General features: G+C 71.2%; 16 protein-coding genes. All 16 read right to left on the bottom strand.

Features of this window, described 5'->3' with window-relative positions; genetic code table 11:
- Window positions 1-3: 3 nt before the first annotated feature.
- The 16 genes from LCH29_RS37160 to LCH29_RS37085 all read right to left on the bottom strand — a co-directional run bounded on the left by LCH29_RS37160 (window position 4) and on the right by LCH29_RS37085 (window position 17,909).
- Window positions 4-843, bottom strand: a complete 840-nt coding sequence (locus tag LCH29_RS37160) for a hypothetical protein (protein WP_446466094.1) — start codon at window positions 841-843, stop codon at window positions 4-6.
- On the bottom strand, window positions 843-1,520 hold the full coding sequence (locus LCH29_RS37155) for an SAF domain-containing protein (RefSeq protein ID WP_446466093.1): 678 nt from the start codon (window positions 1,518-1,520) through the stop codon (window positions 843-845). The genes LCH29_RS37160 and LCH29_RS37155 overlap by 1 nt, the downstream gene beginning before the upstream one ends.
- A 25-nt stretch (window positions 1,521-1,545) precedes the next feature.
- Window positions 1,546-2,298 carry an ATP/GTP-binding protein gene (locus tag LCH29_RS37150; RefSeq protein ID WP_446466092.1) on the bottom strand — a complete coding sequence of 251 codons (753 nt, stop codon included), beginning with the start codon at window positions 2,296-2,298 and terminating at the stop codon, window positions 1,546-1,548.
- 107 nt (window positions 2,299-2,405) lie between these two features.
- Window positions 2,406-3,005 (bottom strand): hypothetical protein, encoded by a 600-nt coding sequence (locus tag LCH29_RS37145; protein ID WP_446466091.1) that lies wholly within the window; start codon window positions 3,003-3,005, stop codon window positions 2,406-2,408.
- 64 nt (window positions 3,006-3,069) lie between these two features.
- Complete coding sequence (locus tag LCH29_RS37140) at window positions 3,070-3,864, bottom strand: SAM-dependent methyltransferase (RefSeq protein WP_446466090.1); 795 nt, start codon at window positions 3,862-3,864, stop codon at window positions 3,070-3,072.
- Window positions 3,861-4,673 carry a helix-turn-helix domain-containing protein gene (locus LCH29_RS37135; RefSeq protein WP_446466089.1) on the bottom strand — a complete coding sequence of 271 codons (813 nt, stop codon included), beginning with the start codon at window positions 4,671-4,673 and terminating at the stop codon, window positions 3,861-3,863. The genes LCH29_RS37140 and LCH29_RS37135 overlap by 4 nt, the downstream gene beginning before the upstream one ends.
- Window positions 4,674-5,013: 340 nt before the next feature.
- Entirely contained in the window at window positions 5,014-5,961 is a 948-nt protein-coding gene (locus tag LCH29_RS37130; RefSeq protein WP_446466088.1) for a replication-relaxation family protein, read from the bottom strand.
- A complete protein-coding gene (locus LCH29_RS37125) occupies window positions 5,958-8,600 on the bottom strand; it encodes an ATP/GTP-binding protein (protein WP_446466087.1) in 2,643 nt (880 codons plus the stop codon). The genes LCH29_RS37130 and LCH29_RS37125 overlap by 4 nt, the downstream gene beginning before the upstream one ends.
- Window positions 8,582-8,830, bottom strand: a complete 249-nt coding sequence (locus tag LCH29_RS37120; RefSeq protein ID WP_446466086.1) for a hypothetical protein — start codon at window positions 8,828-8,830, stop codon at window positions 8,582-8,584. Before LCH29_RS37120 ends, LCH29_RS37125 begins: the two co-directional genes overlap by 19 nt.
- 431 nt (window positions 8,831-9,261) lie before the next feature.
- The gene (locus tag LCH29_RS37115; protein WP_446466085.1) at window positions 9,262-10,386 is read right to left on the bottom strand and encodes a C40 family peptidase; all 1,125 of its coding nucleotides are present in this window, start codon (window positions 10,384-10,386) and stop codon (window positions 9,262-9,264) included.
- Window positions 10,383-12,923: a hypothetical protein gene (locus tag LCH29_RS37110; protein WP_446466084.1), complete on the bottom strand. Its 2,541-nt coding sequence runs from the start codon at window positions 12,921-12,923 to the stop codon at window positions 10,383-10,385. The genes LCH29_RS37115 and LCH29_RS37110 overlap by 4 nt, the downstream gene beginning before the upstream one ends.
- Window positions 12,924-12,930: 7 nt before the next feature.
- Complete coding sequence (locus tag LCH29_RS37105) at window positions 12,931-13,323, bottom strand: hypothetical protein (protein WP_446466083.1); 393 nt, start codon at window positions 13,321-13,323, stop codon at window positions 12,931-12,933.
- Window positions 13,320-15,983, bottom strand: a complete 2,664-nt coding sequence (locus LCH29_RS37100) for an ATP-binding protein (RefSeq protein WP_446466082.1) — start codon at window positions 15,981-15,983, stop codon at window positions 13,320-13,322. The genes LCH29_RS37105 and LCH29_RS37100 overlap by 4 nt, the downstream gene beginning before the upstream one ends.
- Entirely contained in the window at window positions 15,983-16,576 is a 594-nt protein-coding gene (locus tag LCH29_RS37095; RefSeq protein ID WP_446466081.1) for a hypothetical protein, read from the bottom strand. Before LCH29_RS37095 ends, LCH29_RS37100 begins: the two co-directional genes overlap by 1 nt.
- Window positions 16,573-16,887: a hypothetical protein gene (locus LCH29_RS37090; RefSeq protein ID WP_446466080.1), complete on the bottom strand. Its 315-nt coding sequence runs from the start codon at window positions 16,885-16,887 to the stop codon at window positions 16,573-16,575. The genes LCH29_RS37095 and LCH29_RS37090 overlap by 4 nt, the downstream gene beginning before the upstream one ends.
- Window positions 16,884-17,909, bottom strand: coding sequence for a conjugal transfer protein (locus tag LCH29_RS37085; RefSeq protein WP_446466079.1), 1,026 nt, complete (start codon window positions 17,907-17,909; stop codon window positions 16,884-16,886). The genes LCH29_RS37090 and LCH29_RS37085 overlap by 4 nt, the downstream gene beginning before the upstream one ends.
- Window positions 17,910-18,430: the final 521 nt, after the last annotated feature.

Raw genomic sequence — 18,430 nt, 5'->3', positions numbered from 1 at the left:
GGCCTACCACGCACCAGCTGTCACCTCCCCGCCACCGTTCACCGGCCCTCCGCGGGGCGCCAGACGTGCCCGCCGCAGCGCAACCCGCTGGCGCAACGGCGTCGTCGCCCCCGCAACGGCCCGCATCAGCTCGCTGCGCGCAAACGAGCGCGGCTGCTCCACTCCGTCCGACAGCACCCGGGCCAGCGCCGGGCGGTGGGGGAGGGTGGCAACGACCGGCACTTTCAGCAGCCGCTGCACCTCCCCGGCCGAATACGGCCCTTCCTCCACCAGCAGCAGCCCGATCTCACCCACCCGCTCCTGCAACGTCTCGATCCGCATCTGTACTGCCTGGATCCCGCGCATCGTGGACCGCGCCACCATCACCAGCAGGTCCGCGCGCTGGGCCAGGACCGCCGAGGGGCCGGATGCCCCGTTGCGGCCGAGGTCGATGAGCACGTCATGCGGAAACTGCGGATGCCGCTCGATCCCCGCGAACAGATCGGCCAGGGGTTCCCAGGCCGGCGCCAGTGCGGCCGCCTGCGCCGGATCGGTAATCCCGGGCAGCACGAGACGGTCGCCCGTGGGCTGCTCCGTCCGCCCGTCGTCGGTCATGTCGACCAGCTGCCGCCAGAACGCCTCGGGCAGCTCGCCCTTACGCGCCGCGACCGAGAGGTTCTTCAGCCCGTACCGGTCGGACAACGTGCCCTGCAGCAGCCCGTACAGCACCGATCCGCCGTCGGGGTCGCACTCCGCCAGCACCACTCGCCGTCCCGGATCCAGCGGCCAGGACAGCAGCAGGCCCAGCGCGGTCGTCGTCACCCCGGGCGCACCGGTACCGCCTGCCAACGCGATCACGGCCATCACGAACCGCCCTGCGCGTCGATCAGCAGCCGGACATCGCCGGTGGACACCCACGAAGCCAGCGTCGGAGCCTGGGACCGCGCCGCCGCGACGTCGATGACCACCTCCCCGGTACCGGGGGAGGGGGCGCCGACCTTCACCACGTGCGCCGGGATTGGCTGCTGCTGGCTCGCGCCCGCTTCCTGGTCCTCGCCCGGCACCTGGACGATGTGCACCCGCTGACCGGGCGCCAGATCGCTGGCGGGTACCTGGTCGGGCTTCAGCCCCATCGGCACGACCTGCTCACCGGCCTTGACCAGGGAGTTGCCGGTCACCTGCCCGCTGGACAACAGCGACCCCGGCGTCAGCTCCACCGCCGCCCGCTTGCCCACCACACCGGCCCGGTCCGCGGACTTCACCGCCTTGACCGCCGGATCCAGCGCCACCGACGCCTTGCCCAGGTCCCGGTCGGTGACCACCTGCCCGACCGGCACATGCCGGACCACGGTCACCACCTCGGTGCGCTGCCCGCTCTCCATCAGCAGCACCGCACCGCCCGCCCCGCCACCGGTGATCAGCACCACCGCCAGGGCGATCAGACCTGGTCTCCTGCGCCGGGCCGACACCCGCGGGGGAACCACCGGCCCCGTCGGCGCGGGTGCACCGGTGGTCTGGGCGTTACGGTCTTTGGTCTTCAACTCTCGATCCCTCCCGGCACCGGCGTCAGCCGAGCGCCTGCAACTCGCCGACTGGCACATCGACTTGCGAGTCCCGGACTTCGGTGAGTTCCCCTGACTGCCCGCCGCCGGTCCACTCCACCGACCAGGTGGCGGTCGCGGTCACCGTGTACTTCTCCCCGGGCTCCGACGCGGAGGTCCGCGCATAGGTATGGCCGCAGTCCGGCGAGTTCCGGTTGCCGTACGCCTTCCGGTACGCCGTCCCCGCCCCCGCGCAGGTGACGGTCTCCCCGTCCCCCATCGACCACTTGATGGTTTTGACCTTGGCGGTCGCGGTCACGGTCACCGCCCCGGCCGAGGCCGACGCCGAGGTCGGCCCGAAGGTCGTGGGCGACTTGCCCACGTGCATCCACACCGGCACCCCCACCGTCCACCGCCCCGCCGCACGGGGGCTGACGATGTCCGGCCCGGTCAGCTGCATCTTGTCCACGGCCTGCTGCGCCAGGACGGCGGGGTCGACGGCCGGAGGCGGGTCACCGGCCCAGAACGCTCCGCCGAGGATGACCTCGTTGGCCCTGTCCCCGCCGGCCATGGGGCACGGGCGGATGTAGACCGCGCCGTCATCCGGGGAGTGCCCCTGCCACAGCTCACTGCCCGCGGGAGGCTGCGGAGACAGCTTCCGCGCGTTGCACCCCTGCTTCAGAGCGGGCGTCGGGCCGCCGCCGTCGCCGTGCGCGGGCTGCTGCGAGTCGCCCTGGTCCGAACCGGCGCTGCCGGGGTCGGTGGCGCCGACGCACACGTAGGAGACCTGGCCGGCGCAGTCACCGACGCTGGCTCCTCCGCCTGGGGAGTCCGCACGGGCGGCGCCGGGAGCGGCCAGCGCGAGAGCGGCGGCCGCTCCGAGGACTAACAGGTGTTGTTTTGAGGCTTCACGTCCAGGATTTTCCATTGCTTCCCCCACTTCTCGGCTTTCACTGCTGCTGCGTACTTCTTCAACTGGCCCTTCGGAGCGGGCACTGTTTTCCCCGTTTTGCGGTTCTTCGTCTTCCAGTCGGAGACGTCCAGGCAGTCGTTGAGCGTGGCCGACGGGACCTTCCGCTCCAGGTCAAGGTCAGTGACCTGGGCGTCGTGGGCCGGCTTGCCGGTGAGCACGTTGCCCGCCCTCTTCAGGCTCGTCAGATCGCTCTCGGCACGGGACAGGGCGTTCCCGGTGGCATACCGGGTCAGCTCGGTGCCGGTGGAGTCCGCCTTCGCGTACGCCTTGACCTGCTCGTCCCAGAAGTGGCCGTAGGCGCCCAGGACCTCCTTCTTCGCCGCCTGCTGCGGATCGGCGGCCGGCGGGGAGGACTCCGGCGCGGACGAGGACGCCGCGGTGCCGGACGGTTTCGCCCCGTCGTCCGCCTGCCCGTCCTCGCCGCAGCCGGAGACGAACAGGGCGGCTCCCGCCAGCGCCGCGAGCGCCGGGCGACGATGGACAAAACGGGCGGATGAATGTCGTGCTGTCACAGGACCTCTTCCGTGGTCGTGGTGGCGAGCCGGTCCTCGCGAACGGCTCCCGCTGGCAGCGGATTTACGGCTTGTACGCCAGAGCGGCGTGAATGCAGGACTCGGCCTCCGGGCCCGCCAGGCTGCCGGGGTCAGGTCTCCAGCGGTTGGTGGCCACGATGCCGGGAGCCAGGACCGCCAGGCCCGCCTGCTCCAGGAACGCGGCGATGGTGACCTTGTCGCGCGGGGTGACGATGACGCCGCCCTCGGCGTACATGCGGGTCAGGGTCTCCACCGGATGCTGCTCGTCGTCGTAGTCGAAGGTGCCCTGGCTGAAAGCGAGGTAGCTGCCCGACGGCACCGCGCTGACCAGTCGCTTGATGATCCCGGCCGGATCCGCGCTGTCCGGGACGAACAGGAAAACGCTCGCGAGCATGAGCCCGACCGGCTGATCGAAGTCGATGAGCTCGCGTACCACCGGTGACTCCACGATGGCGTCGGGGTCGCGCACGTCGGCGGTGAGATGACGGACCCGGTCATCGACGGCGAAGGAGGCCTGCTGGTTGGCGGTGATCACCGCGTCCTGGTCGACGTAGACGACCCGGCACTCGGGATCGGCGGCCTGCGCGACCTCGTGGACATTGGGCTCGTGCGCCAGCCCGGAGCCGATGTCGAGGAACTGCCGGATGCCGTAGTCGGTGAGCGTGCGAACAGCCCGCATTACGAAGCGGCGTTGGTTGCGGGCGATGAGCCGCACATTGGGCACCTGCTGCTCAATCCGCTGGGCCAGCGTCAGATCGCCAGGCCAGTTGTCCCGCTCGTCCCCCAGGAAGTGCGCATACAGCCGCGCCCCGTGCGCGGGCATGCTGTGGTCGGTCATGCTGCTGCTCTCCAGTGGTCATGGATCCGCTCCAGCAGGCGGCGCGTCTCGTCCCCGATGGACGTGGCCTGCCCGGCGGTCTGGTCAAGCACTTCGGTGTACCGCGCGACGGCCGCCGCCTTGTTCACGAAGACCAGGTCGTCCAGCTGCTCGGTGCAGACGATGTCCGGCAACTCGCGCACGCGCATGCGATAGGCGCAGCACGCTCCCGCCCGCGAGGCCGGCGCGGGGCCGGACGAGAACGGCACGACCTGGAGGTTGATGCGGGGCCGGGACGCCATCTCGAGCAGGTGGGCGAGCTGGTCGGCCATGACGCTGGGCGCCCCGATCTGCCAGTGCAGCACGGACTCATCCAGCACCACCCACAGCAGCGGCCCGGTGGGTTTGCCCAGCACGGCCTGGCGCTGCCGCAGAAGATCGAGCCGCCAGTCCGGCTCCGTGTCAGGGGCCGTGGCGCGGGCGTAGTTCTCGGTCTGCAGCAGGGCGGGGACCTCCCACGGCGCGTACGCCCGGATCCTGGCCGCGGCGCCCTCCAGCATCACGCACTCGGCCAGCGACGCGGGCAGGTCGTACTGGTCCCACCAGTTCCGGCCCGCAGCCCGCCCCGCCAGGGCCACCAGCGCGGCGATCTCCCCCTCTCCCGCCCCGTAGTACTCAAGCAGCGCGCGTAGATCCGGCTCCCGCGGGGGCCTGTGCAGCCCCTGCTCCATGCGCCGGATGGTGGTGTGATGCAGCCCGAGCCGGTCAGCGGCCTGCGTGAAGCTACGGCCGCCCCGCTGCCGCAGCTCCTGCAAGTGCTGGGCCAGCACTCTGCGAAGTATCGCCGGACTGTCCGACATGTCACCCCCTGCCTGTGCCCGTCGACCACTACACGCTGCCACGCGCATCGAAAATTGCGAATCGCATTCTGCGCGTCGGATGTGACGCCAGTGATGCTAGTGGTCACCCCGCTACTCAGGGCAAGCAAAATACCGTCATTGCGCGTAACGAAATCGCACAACTGCTCTGACCTTCCGCGTAGTTGAGTCACAACAGGTCCCCTTGAAGTGGCTCACAGGTCGGTCCACGCAGCGCGCTCTCCCGGGGAACCCCGCCGTCAGCGCCCCAGGGGCTCAGCGAGCGCTGTCCAGACCGGTGTGCGTGGACAGATCACAGGTCGGTCCACGCACACCGGTCCGCTGGCTTGTCCGTCCGCCAGCGTTCCGGAGGGCCCGCCAGATGCGTCCACACCGGGGCCCGCGGTCCGTGCTCTTGAAGGTCGGACAGGATCGCGGCGCCGAGCGGAACCTTGCTCGCCATCCGGGCCACCAGCGGGTGCTCGGCCACCATGCCCCGAAGATCCTCGATGCGGCGCTGGTAGTCAGAGGGACGAGCGTTGGAGAGCACGAACAGCACTCGGGGGAAAACCGGGTACCAGCGCTGCCACGTGGGGGCGGCGGCCTGCTGACGCGCGGCATCCCGACGAGCGGTTGACGGCGGGGTATGGGCGTAGAACCGGGCGTACTTGATCAGCTTGCTGGCGAGCTTTCCGCTGTTCTCGGTGGCGCGATCGACCTCGACGAACGCTTGCAACTGTGCCCGCGCGCCGCGCAGCGAAGCGGCGCCGTAATACATCAGCGCGTCCGCCCTGAGCAGGTCACCGTCGGCTAAGTGGTGAGTGGTCTCCGGAGACCAGTCCCACGGTCCGTGATCGTCGCCGTGCTCCCGGGCATCCCGAACGAAGGTCAGGTGCGTGTCCACGACCGCACGCGTATGAGCGGCGACCAGAGAGGCGATCGTCTTGCCCGTGATCGGATACCTGGACCGGTCCCGAAGCTCCGGCCACCGGTCGGTGGCGTGCACGCCGCGGCGCGTGAGATACCAGGCTCGCAGCCTGTTGGCCGTCGGCAGAGTGATGAAATCGATCAGATGCTCTTGGCGGAGCATGACCAAGATGGCGGACAACTGCTGTCGGGAGCCGGTCCACAGCAGTGTCTGCAACTGCCGGGTATCGACGACCCGGTGCTGAGCCAGGGCCGCAAGGACACGGTGCGCCAAGGTCTCCCCGGGCGCCGGGCCGGCGCGCTCGGCTTGCGGCGCGGATGCGGACGAGGTCATTGATACCTCCGAGCTGTATTGGCGGCCGCGTCGGGCGACGGGCCGGCAGAATCAGGAACTGAAGAGGAGTCAGTGGGCCGAGCCGTGGCCTCATGGGCCGAGCGAGTGAGGAACTCGAGGACCTTTTCCTGCTGATGGCTGGCGACGTTGATCAGCTCGCCGACAGGCCGGGCACCTGCCATGTTGTCTGCGGCCTGGTTGAGTGCGCCGACGTCCCTGGGGCGGGCGAGCCGACCGAAGACCTCGTGCAGTTCAGGACCCCGCAGATACAGCGGACCGACGCGGTGACCGCTGACGGTCAGGCTGGCGTAATGGTGATACCGCTCCAACTCGGCAACCTCGGCGGGGTCAACCTGATCCCCCCACTCGTTGGTGATGAACCGGATCGCCTCCAGGGACCCAGTGGTGGTGAAGAGCGTGGAGGAGTTCTGCAAGAGCGAGCCGCGGACGGCACCACTCAGCCGCTGTAGCAACTGGGTCATGCCGTGCACGCGCACCCGGAACTTCCTCAGCTGCTCCAGGATCTCGGCGATGCTGGTGTCGGCCGCCCCATCCAGAGAGATGAGCTCGTCCAGGTAGGCGCGGAAGGGCACCCGCTGCTGCTCGTCCACGTCACGCCTGGACAGTCCGGCGCGGAGCAGGTCGCGCACCAGCAAGGCCACCAAGAGCCGATCGGTGGGCCCGTTGCCGGCCGGGCAGATCCACACCACCATTCGGCGGTCCATGGCGGTTCGGATGTCGTAGGCGCCCACGGGGCTGCCGAGCATCGCCCGGGTGACCGGATTGGCAGCAAGCCGGTCCAAAGGGTTGATGACCGTCGGTAGAGCGTCCGCCGGAAACGCGAGAAAGGACGTGCGCCACCAAGCGACCTGCTCGTCATCGAGGACCCCCAGAACCGCTTCGCGGAACACCGGATCCGTCAGCAGGGGGCGAACATGGAAAAGCGTCGCCTGGCAGCCCGCCATCCGGGACCGGCACGCCGCCGCGTTGACCGCGACGAGAGCCTGCACAGCTTTCGTCGCGATAGTGATCGCCCGCGGCGCGGTGACATCACTCCAGCCCAGCGCAGAGGCGAACGCGTCCACGACCGCTGCCACCACTTCGTGGGCCCGCTGCCCGCAATCCATGCCCAACGGGTTCCAGCAGCCCAAGCGTGCCTGCCGACTCGTCACGGCCAAGTCGATCCGCGCGATCCGCTCCATGATCGCGTCATGGGCGAGGAAGGGGGCGGCACGTTTCCACGAGTCCCCATGCGGGTCCATGTACAGCAGCCCGTGCCCGGCATGCGCCAGCCCCACCGCCTGGCACAAGGCGCGCTCGGTCTTGCCTCCCCCCGCCTTGCCGATCGCCACCTCGAACAAGGTCTCCTCCTCACGGGTAGCCAGCAGCCGCCACCGGCCATCCGCCCCGCAGTGCCAGCCCTGCAACAGCAACTCCGGACTCTGCAGACGGAAGGAGGGGACATCCCTCGGCATCAGCGGCAACCGGCAATGCACGGTCGGCGGCTTCAGAAGCCCGGCGACCTCCTCGACGTGGACCCAGTTGCTGCGCGGCGCCCGCATCTGCCCCGTACGCCACCGGTGATCGAAGACTGCGCGCCACGGCGGCCGGTCCGGTCCGATACGGATCGGACCCCACAGCCTGCCCATCCAGGCGAAGCGGGTGCGCGCGGCGAAGACGTCGAGAGCGGCATGGATCTGCCGCATCCGGCGTTCCGCTCGGCCATCGGTATTCGACGAACAGCGCACCATCAACTGGACGCGTACCAGATGCGCGTCCTCCGTCAGCTTGCCCAGCACCCGTTCCCGGTCGACGCGCCGAGGAGCGGGCGGCATCAACATGCGCCGCGGAGAATAAGACCCCCTGCCGGCCTCGCCCGGCATCAGCAGACGTGTGAGCTGGTAGGCGACGGAGTCCTCCACCTCGCGCGCACCCTGATACATCCACCGAGTGGCGCGGCGCGCCTCGCGCCGCTCGGCCTGGCGGGCTGCCTCGACCACCTGCCAACGGCGCATCTTCAGCTGCCAGCGAGGCGCCGGTTGCAGATCCAGGCACACCTCCGCCAGATCACCGAGCTCGGCCCGCAGATCGGCGACCGCATCCACCAGCGGTTGCAGCGGATCCGGTTCCAACGGAACCTCGCGCAGCCGGTCTCCCGCACCACCGTGCAACGCGAACTGGGCCCGGACGGTGAACGTACGCTGCTTGTCCCGGATGATCGGCGCGGTCTTCTCACACCGCACCTGCCCATAGGGAGTGGTCCGCAGCAGGTGAACCGCACGGGCAGGCCCCTCCACCCGGTACGACAGCGGGCGCGTCCCATCGGCCCGCATCCGGATCCGTACCGCTTTCGCCCGCCGCGGTGTCCACCACGGACCCGCTACCGCCACACGCGACAGCAGCGTCCCGTACCGGAAAATCTCCTCGGCAGAGGGATCGAACCGCCGGGACGGTATCAGCTCGACCGCCATGCGCTGTCCGCTGGCTCGCTCCGCCAGGCGCCCTTTGCACCAGATACTCACGACCCACAGCAGCAGACCAGTCAGCAGGATCCACCACCGAAGTGCCCACACCGACGCCACGGCATCCACCGTGGCCTGCACAATGCCGCCGTTCACGTTCAACGCGACGGTACCCACCTGGAACCTCCCTTCGCCGGGGTGAGGAGCACCCGGGCTGTGCGGTTGTCGAGGAATCCGGACCCCGAGGCCCCGGCCCAGACCAGGTGCACCACCACCTGGTGGTCGTTCATGCGGCTGGCGACGGCGGCCTGGATACGGAAGTGGCGGTAGGGGCGCACCGGGTGGTCATCGGGGAAGTAGCCGGGCCACCGCTCCCGGCCGTGGCCGGTGACCTCGGCGGTCCACACGGCGCGGCCGAGCCGGGCCAGCTGCCGTTCGCTGCCGGCAGACAGACGGGTACGGAGGGATCGCTCCAGCGCGCGCTGGATGGCGGCATCGCCCGCGGCCCCTTCGCCGGGCGGCGGCAGGGCCTCGTGCCGTGGGGGAGCGCTGGAACTCTGCCTGTCCTCATGAGGTGAAGGGCCGGCCGACCGCGCGGGTGCCGCCGGTGCGCTAGCCGGTGGTGAGGCAGAAGCCGGCGCGGACGCTGACGGGACGTGGGGGCGAGCGGCCGGTCTGCTGCCGGGGGTCTGCGCGAGGAGTACCGCCCCGACCAGTGCCAGTGCGGCGGCTGCTGCCACCAGTGGCCAGCCCGGACGATGGAAGCGGCGTGGCGCTTCCGGACGCGCAGAACCGGTCGCGAGGCGCTGCCGCTGCCGGGGGCCCTTCCCCGTGGGGGTCACCATGGCCGGGCTCCGCCCGCGTAGTCGGGCATGACGCTCACCGGATCGATCCGGACCTTCGTCCCCGGCCGGAGCGCGTTGATCATCTGACCCTTGCCGAGATAGATGCCGACGTGATGGATCGTCCCGTTCTCCGTGGGCACGTAGCCGAAGAACACCAGGTCCCCTGGCTGAAGCGCTCGCACTCCGGCGGACGCGGGGATACGGCGGCCCACCCCGGCCTGCTCGGCAGCGGTCCGCGGCAGGGCGATCCCGGCCTTCGCGAAGGCGTAGGTGGTCAGGCCCGAGCAGTCGAACCCACGGATCTGGTCCCCGGAGGATCCGCCCGGGCTGCAGCAGAGCCCGTATGACGGGCCCTTGGCGGTTCCACCGCCCCACGAATACGGCACCCCACGCTGACCGAGCGCCGCCGTTACCACCGTCCGAGCCGCCCCCTTGACCTGCTTGACCGACGGAGTGGCGCCTTCGGACTTGTAGCGGCTGATCCAGCCGATCACATCGGTGACGTAGGCACTGGAGTGGTTGTACGAGCCGATGGCCGCCTCCAGCTGCGGCCGCTTCGTCAGGTCGCGGCCCTTCCCGCTCCCGCACAGGTAGACCGCCGCGCTCAGCGCCGCGTCGTCCACGTTGTGCGGGTCCCGGCGACCGTCTCCGTTCCCGTCTTCTGCCACCGCGCGGAAGGTGGAGGGCAGGAACTGGAAGGGGCCGACCGCGCGCTCGCCGGCGCGGTCGCCGTCCCACCGGCCACGGTCGGTATCCGGCATGGCCGTGGTGTTGCCGCCCGCCCCGGAACCGTCGAGCCGCGGACCCAGGATGCGCGGCCGGACATCACCGCGGGCGCTCACCGTGTGCCCGGCGGCGTGCCCGGACTCGATTTTGGCGACGCCGGCCAGGACCGCCCACTCCATCCCCTCACACTGGGGACGGTAGGAACGCACCTTCTCCGAGGCCGCGATGTAGGCGGTGAGCATGCGGGCCGGAATACCGGCCGCCGCCGCCCCCACGCTGGAGGACGCACCTCCGGACCCCGACGACGCCGACATCGACATCGTCATCGGCCCGGCACAGCACACCAGCGCGAAGAACAGCACCACGCCCAGGCACCCCAGCTTCCGCTTCACGAATCCTCACCACCCTCGGCGTCCCGGCCCCACCGCGGACGCCGCTCCCAGGTGGAGCGCTGAGCGAGCATCAGGGAATCGAGAACCCGCCGCCGCGCCTCGCGCCGCGGGTCGACACCGGCGCTGACAGAGGAGGCGGGACGCGAGCCGCCGGTGCGCGCACTCGGACGGTGCGGTGAGGTGGAGAGCACGGCGGCCGCGGTGGTGTTCCGTACGCCGCGGCGTACGGCGTCGGCAGCAGCCGGTCCGTACACCTGGGCGGCCGTGGCGGTGCGCTGGCCAGCCCGGTCGATCGCCCGTCCGGCCTGCACCCAGCCCTGCGCATCGTTGCGCACCTGGTTGCCGTAGACGCGCAGCTGGGTGCGAGCATCCGTCGCCGCCCGGCTGACGCGGCCGCGGCCGCGGGCCGCGGCGGCGGGCAGCCCGTAGGTGGAGTAGTAGCTCAGGCGCCCGGCGCCGCGTGCGATGCGGTACCCGCGGTAGCGCACCATCCGGTTGTGGACCCGGGTCCCCAGCAGCGTCCGGCCGTCCCTCGGGTCGTACAGCACCTCCCCGGTGCGCGGGCTGGCGACCATCCGCGCCCCGCCGTCCCGGCCCGAGCCGGTCTCCTCCCCGCCACCGGAGCTGCTGCTGTCACCGTCGCTGTTCGAGGCGGCGGCCGTGGGCTTGCGAAGCCGGGCGAGCTTGTCGTCATCCGGGCGGCGGCCGATCAGCAGGCCGTACGCAGCCCGTGCCCCGAGCTGGGCTGGAATGAGGGCGGGGGCCAGGCCGCGCCGCGCTTCGGCGGCGGCATCGCCCAGCAGCTGCCCGGAGTCGACGGGCATACCCGTTCCGTCGGTCAACGCGGACAGCTGGTTCAGCAACCTGTGGCGGGTACTCAACGCGGCGTGCGCCTGGGACCCGCCGCCAAGAGCCAGCAGCCCCGGGCGCCCGATCGCGCCTGCCCCGTGCATGGCCAGGGCCGCTCCGATCTCGGAGGTGTCCCCGGGTAGATGCGTGCCGCCGACCTTGGCGTAACGCATGCGCATCGCCATCCGGGACCCGAAGTCGCTCGCGCCGCGCAGCAGTCGGCGGTGGAAGGCGAGGGCGGCCAGCGCCAGCGCGTCCACCAGGAGCAGCCGCTCGACCATCAGGTCCGGGCCGTCCATCAGCACCGCGTCCACACCAATCCCGAAAGCGGGCAGGAACAGCGCCGTGACGAACATCAGCAGGACGCTGATGAAGTAGATGGACACCCACCGCCACACCACCATGCGGCTGGGCCCGGGCAGCATGCCCCACACCAGGGCGACGCCGCCGACCGCGGCCGCGCCGACGTCGGCGCCCTGGGCGCCGAGCAGCACCAGCGCCATGGTGCTGACCAGCGCGGTGATCAAAATGACGGCGATCAGCAGCAGCAGCACGGCGCCGACCCGATCCCAGGTGGGATCCTGCGCGTACGCGGCGGCAGCCTTGCCGGTCTTCCCCGAGTCCTCCAAGTCCTCCATGAAGTCGTCGAAATCCGTCTCGGAGGGATCGAGCGCGCTCAGCGGATCGGTCTTGAGCTTGATCAGATCCCCGATCTCATGGAGCGTCGCATCCCTGCGGCTCTCTCCCCGCAGGCAGTACTCCAGAGCGCGACCGGTCAGCGGGGCTGGCTCGGCCTTGCACGTCTCCTCCCGCTCGGCACGCTTGGCCGCCGAGTCGTACTCCTTGCCCCGCACCCACTTCAGGTGGGCGGCATACGCCTTCTTGTCGTCCGGGTCCTTCGGATCGAGAATGCGGCCGTACTGCAGCAACTCGTACGGCTTGACGACCAGGACGTCGGTGAGCACGTCCTGGATGGGCCGGGACACCGCATCGGAGCGCAGATCACTCTTGTTGCACGCATCCTGGGCCGGGCCGACGACCAGCTCGCACGGGTCGTCCGCGGTCCCGGGGCCCCAGTGGCTGTTGATCGTGATCTGGCTGACTTCCATGGCGGCCTGGTGGGACTGTTCCAGGGGCCCGCTGCGGCCCAGCAGATAGTCGGGGCGGATCAGGCTGCTGGTGGCGAGCGCCGCGATCAGCAGGGTCAGCACGATCTCGCCGAGCCCGCGGCCGACCTTGCCGCGCTGGAACAAGATCAGCCCGAAGACGAAGGCCCAGGACAGCAGCACGCCCTTGAGCCCGAGGGTGTCCACGACGATCTTGTTGTACTCGTCGGACACCTGTTGCGCGGGCCGGATCAGCACCTTCAGCAGCGGGAAGTCGAACGCGGTCTCGGTCAGCCAGCAGGACAGGCCCACCATCAGCCTCACCAGCGTGAACAGTCCGCCGAGCAGCAGAGTGCGGATCTGCCCGCCGACGTTCGTCACGTTCCCGCCGTCGGCGTTGAGTTCATACCGGTTCAACGGGGCGCCCTCGGAGGTGGTGAAGTTCAGCGGCGCCAGCAGACCGCCGCCGCCCCCCTTGCCGTCCGCCGCCGCGGCCACCGTCGTGTTCACCGTGCAGAACACGACAGTGAGCAGCACCACGAACCCGGCCGCGCGCAGCGTGCCCCGGTCCAATCGCCTCACGGGCCCATCACCGCCGCCGCCCGGAGACCGTGTACACCACCAGCGCCAGGCCGGCGGGCACCAGCAGCATCACCCACCACGAGCCGGCGGGGTCGGCGCCGGTGCTCTCCCCGGGCAGATGCTCATGGCAGCCGTTGCCCACCGGTTCGGCCGGCGGCGTGCACTCGGGCGTCGCCGACGCCCCCTCCGCTCCGCTCGTCGACGGCGCGGACGGAGTGGGGGTAAAGGCCTTGCCGGTCCGGGGGAGCGCCGCGTCGAGCAGGGCCTCGCCTCCGGCCAGCAGAGCCAACGCCAGGACGGCACCGGCCACGGCCAGCAGCACGAAGACGGCCACGTTCCCCGCCCTGCTGTAGCGCCGCGGGCCGGCCGACGCCGGCCGGATGCACTTGGTCGGCTTCATGTCTGCCTCCCGCGGGTCGCGGCGGCGGCCGGGTCCGGCTTGTGCAGATCGACGCGACCGGGCAGATCACCGGGCGTGGTGAAGATCTGGTCCACGATGCGGCTCACCGGCGGCACGATGACCTTGACGCGGCCCACCTGCATGGACGGAAAGCGCATCAGCATCTCGCCCTCGCGGCCCTGCTTCCCGACCGGAGACAGCCCGCTGGTCACCAGCCGCAGCAGGCTCTGATCCTGCGGATCGAGACCGAGGAACTCCAGCGCCCGCCGTGCCCGTTCCGGGGCGGAGGTGCGGCCCACCGCCTTGTACGCCAGCAGCCCGCCGAGGTCATGGAGGTGGGATTCGTCCGGAGCGCCGAAGATCGCGGCCGCGCCGTGCTTGCGGCCGTCGTAGGTGATCTCGTGTGCCAGGGCCCGGCCCTCAGCGCTGCTGGTGAGCCAGTAGCACTCGTCCATGACGATCTGGGTGAAGCGCGAGGGATCACTGAACGCGGACTGCCGGGCGATCGCCGCGATGAGATACATGACCGCCCGGCCGATCAGCGCCTCCAGCGGCTGCTGCCGCAGCACGTCGGGCTGGGCCAAGGCCTCCATCGGCGGCAGGGTGAGCCCGGCGGTGGTGACGACCACCAGGTCCTGGCCGAGCTGGTCCAGGCGCAGCGGCGGCAGGTCGGGGTCGAAGACCATGGCCGCCAGCGGGTTGGACACCACGATCCGCAGCAGGTCGGTCAGCGTCTGCGCCGCCTCCTGCCGTGCCGGGCCGCCCGCGGTCTCGGCGTCCGTCATCTCCTGCAGCGCGCTCAAGACCGCGGCCATGGACGGCGCCGGGGAGGCGGCCGCCTTTTCGACGGCCCGGTGCAGCACCGCACCGGAGGTGGTCATCGGCCCGATCCCCAACTGCAGGGTCAGGTAGCTCATCGCATAGTGGGCACCGGCCGGGCCGGTGAAGGTCCGCAGCGGGTCGATCGACATCCGGGCCGAGGCTGCGTCGATCACCTGGCAGGTCCCCGGCGCGGCGGTCTCGGCGAAAGCGGCCCACTCGCGCACCGGGGTGCGGTCGATGACGATCGCCTGCCCGCCGCGGTCGACCACCGAGATGGTCAGCAGCTTCTCCAGGACCGATTTGCCGCTGCCCAGATCGCCGATGACCCCCGCCGACGCGGAGGCCTGCTGCTGCGGTGCGTTGGCGACGTCGACCAGGACGGGACGCACCGTGCCGCAGTCCAGATCGATCCCGATCAGCGCGCCGCGCCCATCACCCACGCTCGTGTCCGCGAACGCCCCGGTCATTGCCCAGTCCTCGGACAGCTGGACCTGCCGGAACTCCCGCCGGATGGCGGGCGGCCACGCCGCGCCCGGCAGACCGAAGGCGAGCAGCCGCTCCTGCAGACCTACCGGCCGCACCGCCCGGTAGTCCGCACCTCGCAACAGCCCCGTCAGCGTGCGGGCCCGCGCGTCACAGGTCCTGGTGTCCCGGCCCCAGACCGTCAGTACGGTCACCGGCTGCACCTCGACCTCCGCGCTGGTCCGCGACAGCCGCGCGTCCTCCTCGCCCAGATCCTGGGCCGCGCCCGGCAGCGAGCTGGGCATCCCGCTGGGCTTGGCGTCCCACTGATCGGCCTGGTCGACCAGCTCGTTCCGCTTCTTCTGCAACTGCTCCTTGGCGCGCTCCGCGCTCAGGATCTCCAGCTCCACCAGGAAGTCGACCGGGAAGGAAAGGCTCTCCAGCTGCGCGAACAGATCTGCGACGTCCTCACCCACCGCAGGCGGCACCTCCGCCAGGACCAGGTGCGCCTGATACCCGGTGCCCGCCTCGGACTCCACCTCAAGCCAGTTGCGCCGCAGCGGCGAAGGGACCGCAGCCCGCCACCACGGCTTCCGGCCCCGCCCGGCCCGAGCCTGCCCGCCCGGGCCTTCGCTGTCCCCTTCCCTCTCATCCCCGGCCTCCGCCCCGGGACCGGATGCTCCGGTGTGGCCGCCTTCGGCCAGCCGGACCTGCCCGAGGTCCGCGTACGAGGGACAGCACAGCTCTCCGTCGCGCACCCGGCCGCCGTACTGCTCATCCAGCTCGGCATCGGACAGCAGCGGCTCATCCATCCCGCGGTGCACCGCGTGCTGCACCATCCACACGATCTCCGCCGGGCTGGCCGGCCGCAGCGGCAGCCCGCTGCCCAACGCGGCCGCCACCCGCTCGGCCTGCCCCTGGTAGGCCACGACCTCCTCCCGGCGCACCGGAGTCGGCGGCAGGCCAAGCGCGGACTGGATATCCGCCCGGATCGAGCCGACCACCGCCGACGCGGCACCACGGCCAGGAGCCGACAGCGGCACCGCCAGCCACAGCGTCCGGGTGTGCATCTCCTGGTCCTCCAGCAGATCCAGACCGGCCTCGACCGTCTGGGCCCAGCCCGGACACCGCTCCAGATCCACCCCGGCGACCATCTGCTCGGCCACCTCGGCCGGATCCACCTGCGCGCACAGCCCGAACAACCGCGGGGTGCCCGTCAGCGACCGGACCAGGGACGTCACCTGGCCCAGCACCTCCTCCCGGACCTGATCCGGGACGTACCGGCCACCGACCGCGGTGACCCGCCAGATCCCCCACACCCCTCCGTGCACGGACCACAGAATGTGCCCGGCCAGATGCCGGATGGGCACACGCATCACTGCCCCCTCCCATTCGTCTGCTCATCGGATGCACCGGCGCCCAGCAGCTGCTGCAGCGCGGTCTGCGGCACGGGCACCGCCTCCGCACGGCCGCGCCGGGAGCGCCTGGACCGGCGCGTACGGGCACCTCGCCCTGACGGCGGTGAGGAGGCCGGCGCCGGGCGCGGCCGCAACACCGGTGCGCGCGGCGGCAGTACCTCGGCCGCGGCGACGGGCGGTTCGATGGTGAAAGCCCCCAGCAGGAGCGTGGGCTGGCGATCCCGCGCCGGGCGGCCGCCGATCCGGCCCGGGGGAGGCTGCAGCAGCACGCCGACCCAGCCGCCGAGCGCCGCCCACGGAGACCGGCCCCCGATCCGCGTCCGCCGCGCCATCCACACCGCCACCGCCCACGCCGCCACCGGCACCGGGCCCAGCCACGACCACCAGCTGAACGTCTTGATCAGCAGCACCGCCCCGACGAACGCGACCGCCACCTGCGGCGGCGTGTACGGGCCGAGTGGAATCTTCCAGTCACCGACCCGCCCCAGCACCCACGGGTGCCGCCGCGCCGAGGTGTACGTCCGGCTCACCCGCCGCTCCGGGGCGCTCACCGCGACTCCTTAGCCGGCGGGCCGACCCGGTCCACGACTTCGGTCACCGCGGGCGAGGACTTCGAGGGGTTGTTGACCTCGTCCTCGAACATCGCAGCCAGGCTGAACTTCGAGGCGTAGATGCCCAGAGCGACGGCCATCGCCAGCAGGGCCCCGATCCCCGCTTTCAGACTGCCGCGGCGCACCAGCTCAATGATCACGATCCACGACAGCGCCACCGGAAGCCCCTTGTCGGCCCACTCGCCGAGCATGCTCAGCCAGCTGTTCCCCAGGTCATCGAGCTTCCCCGCCAGCACCACACCGTCGCTCATCGCGCACCGCCAGCAGCCCACGCCCACCGGACCGCGCCCGGCCGCTCCTCCAGCCGACCGAAGCCAGCACCGTGAGCGCGCACGGCCCCCGCCTGGTCGGCGCTCAGCGAAGCGATCTCCCAGCGCCCGGCCCGTGCCGACATCCGCAGGCTGTAGACCAGCGGCCAGGCGGCCGTCTGATCAACCGCCCGCACCCGCACCTGAACCCGAACCGCCGTACCGTCGGGCGGCACCGAGCCCTTGGCCGCGGCGTCATCGGCCGACACCTGCTCGACCTCCACCCGCTCGTACAACGACCCGCCCACCGGCGCCAACCGCAGCCCCGGCGCCAGATACCGCTCCACCTCACCCGTCCCGCCGCCGGTCAGGTAGGCCGACAAGAAATCGGCCGCCGTCGACACCAGCTCGCTGCCCTCCGGCACCGAGACGCCGTACGCCGACTCCGGCACCCGCGCCGCAGACGGCCCAGCCACCCGGGCCGGACCCGTCGTCACCGCGAACGCGCCCGCCCCGCCGCCGCCCGAGACCACCAGCGGCACCGCGAAGTAGCGCACCTGACCGCCGGAGAACTGCGCAGCCACCGTCACCGACCACGCACCGCCCGCCAGCCGCGCACTGCGCACCGCCGTCACCCGCTCCAGTCCCCGGTCCGGCTGCGCACTCTCACGCGGCTCCGGCAGATCCACCCCCGGGGCCATCGCACGGATCCTGCGCACCGCCGTGCTCCCCTCGCTCCGGCCGTCGCTGCGCAGCCACAGCGTCACGAACAGCTCGGCGTATCCCGAAGGGTCAGCGATCCGCACCTTCCGCGGCGCCGTGCTCTCCTTCGTCACCGGGGCCGTGTCCGGGGAGCCGCCAACCATCAGCAGCAGCGCGGCCGGGCCAGCGGCCAGCGCGGCCCACATCCCCACCCGGCCCATCCGGACCCAGCGACGAGCCCTCAGCAGCCGCACCGGGACCGCCACCCCGGACGGCGGCTGCCCGGCATCCGGCAACACCTCGCGGCGTCGGAACACAGACATACGAACTCCAGGTCAGAAGCGGTGATTCGGTACCTGGAGACAACCCGGCATGCGTGACCGGTCCACTGGCCAGCCGACGTTGACCACAGTCACGACCGGGTCACATCCGGCTGGCAACGCCGTGGTCAACCAACCGGTCAACCCCCACCACAGCCGCGGCCGCGCTCCACCACCCGCCCGTCACCAGACCTCGCCGGCCGTTGAGCGGCACTGGGCCCGCACCACTGCCAGCCACCCCAGCCACCCGCCGGGCACCCGCCTCGTCGGCAGACGCCTCCGGCAGCACTTCCGGTGCGGCGGGAGACAGGCCAGGCGCCGCCGCTCTGCGCAGCGACCGCCGTCTGAGCCCTCGCCCCCGGCCGCGCAATCCGGGCTGCGCACCCTTCGCCGAGCGCACTGCACAGCCGGTCTTCGCCCCCACTGCGCAGTTCCGGCTGCGCGATCCCCTGACCCCGTGAGCTCGTCCGTGACCAGATCGATGACCACGAAGTCACTACAGCCCGCGTGACGTGAATGTGACT

It is taken from the genome of Streptomyces sp. BRA346, from assembly GCF_052851135.1.
This window is presented reverse-complemented; position numbering and strand designations above follow the sequence as displayed.

Bases quoted from the DNA above. Each gene is read 5' to 3' on its own strand.
- LCH29_RS37160 (WP_446466094.1), bottom strand. From the start codon at position 843: ATGGCCGTGATCGCGTTGGCAGGCGGTACCGGTGCGCCCGGGGTGACG.
- LCH29_RS37140 (WP_446466090.1), bottom strand. From the start codon at position 3,864: ATGACCGACCACAGCATGCCCGCGCACGGGGCGCGGCTGTATGCGCAC.
- LCH29_RS37130 (WP_446466088.1), bottom strand. From the start codon at position 5,961: ATGACCTCGTCCGCATCCGCGCCGCAAGCCGAGCGCGCCGGCCCGGCG.
- LCH29_RS37105 (WP_446466083.1), bottom strand. From the start codon at position 13,323: ATGAAGCCGACCAAGTGCATCCGGCCGGCGTCGGCCGGCCCGCGGCGC.
- LCH29_RS37100 (WP_446466082.1), bottom strand. From the start codon at position 15,983: ATGCGTGTGCCCATCCGGCATCTGGCCGGGCACATTCTGTGGTCCGTG.
- LCH29_RS37090 (WP_446466080.1), bottom strand. From the start codon at position 16,887: ATGAGCGACGGTGTGGTGCTGGCGGGGAAGCTCGATGACCTGGGGAAC.
- LCH29_RS37085 (WP_446466079.1), bottom strand. From the start codon at position 17,909: ATGTCTGTGTTCCGACGCCGCGAGGTGTTGCCGGATGCCGGGCAGCCG.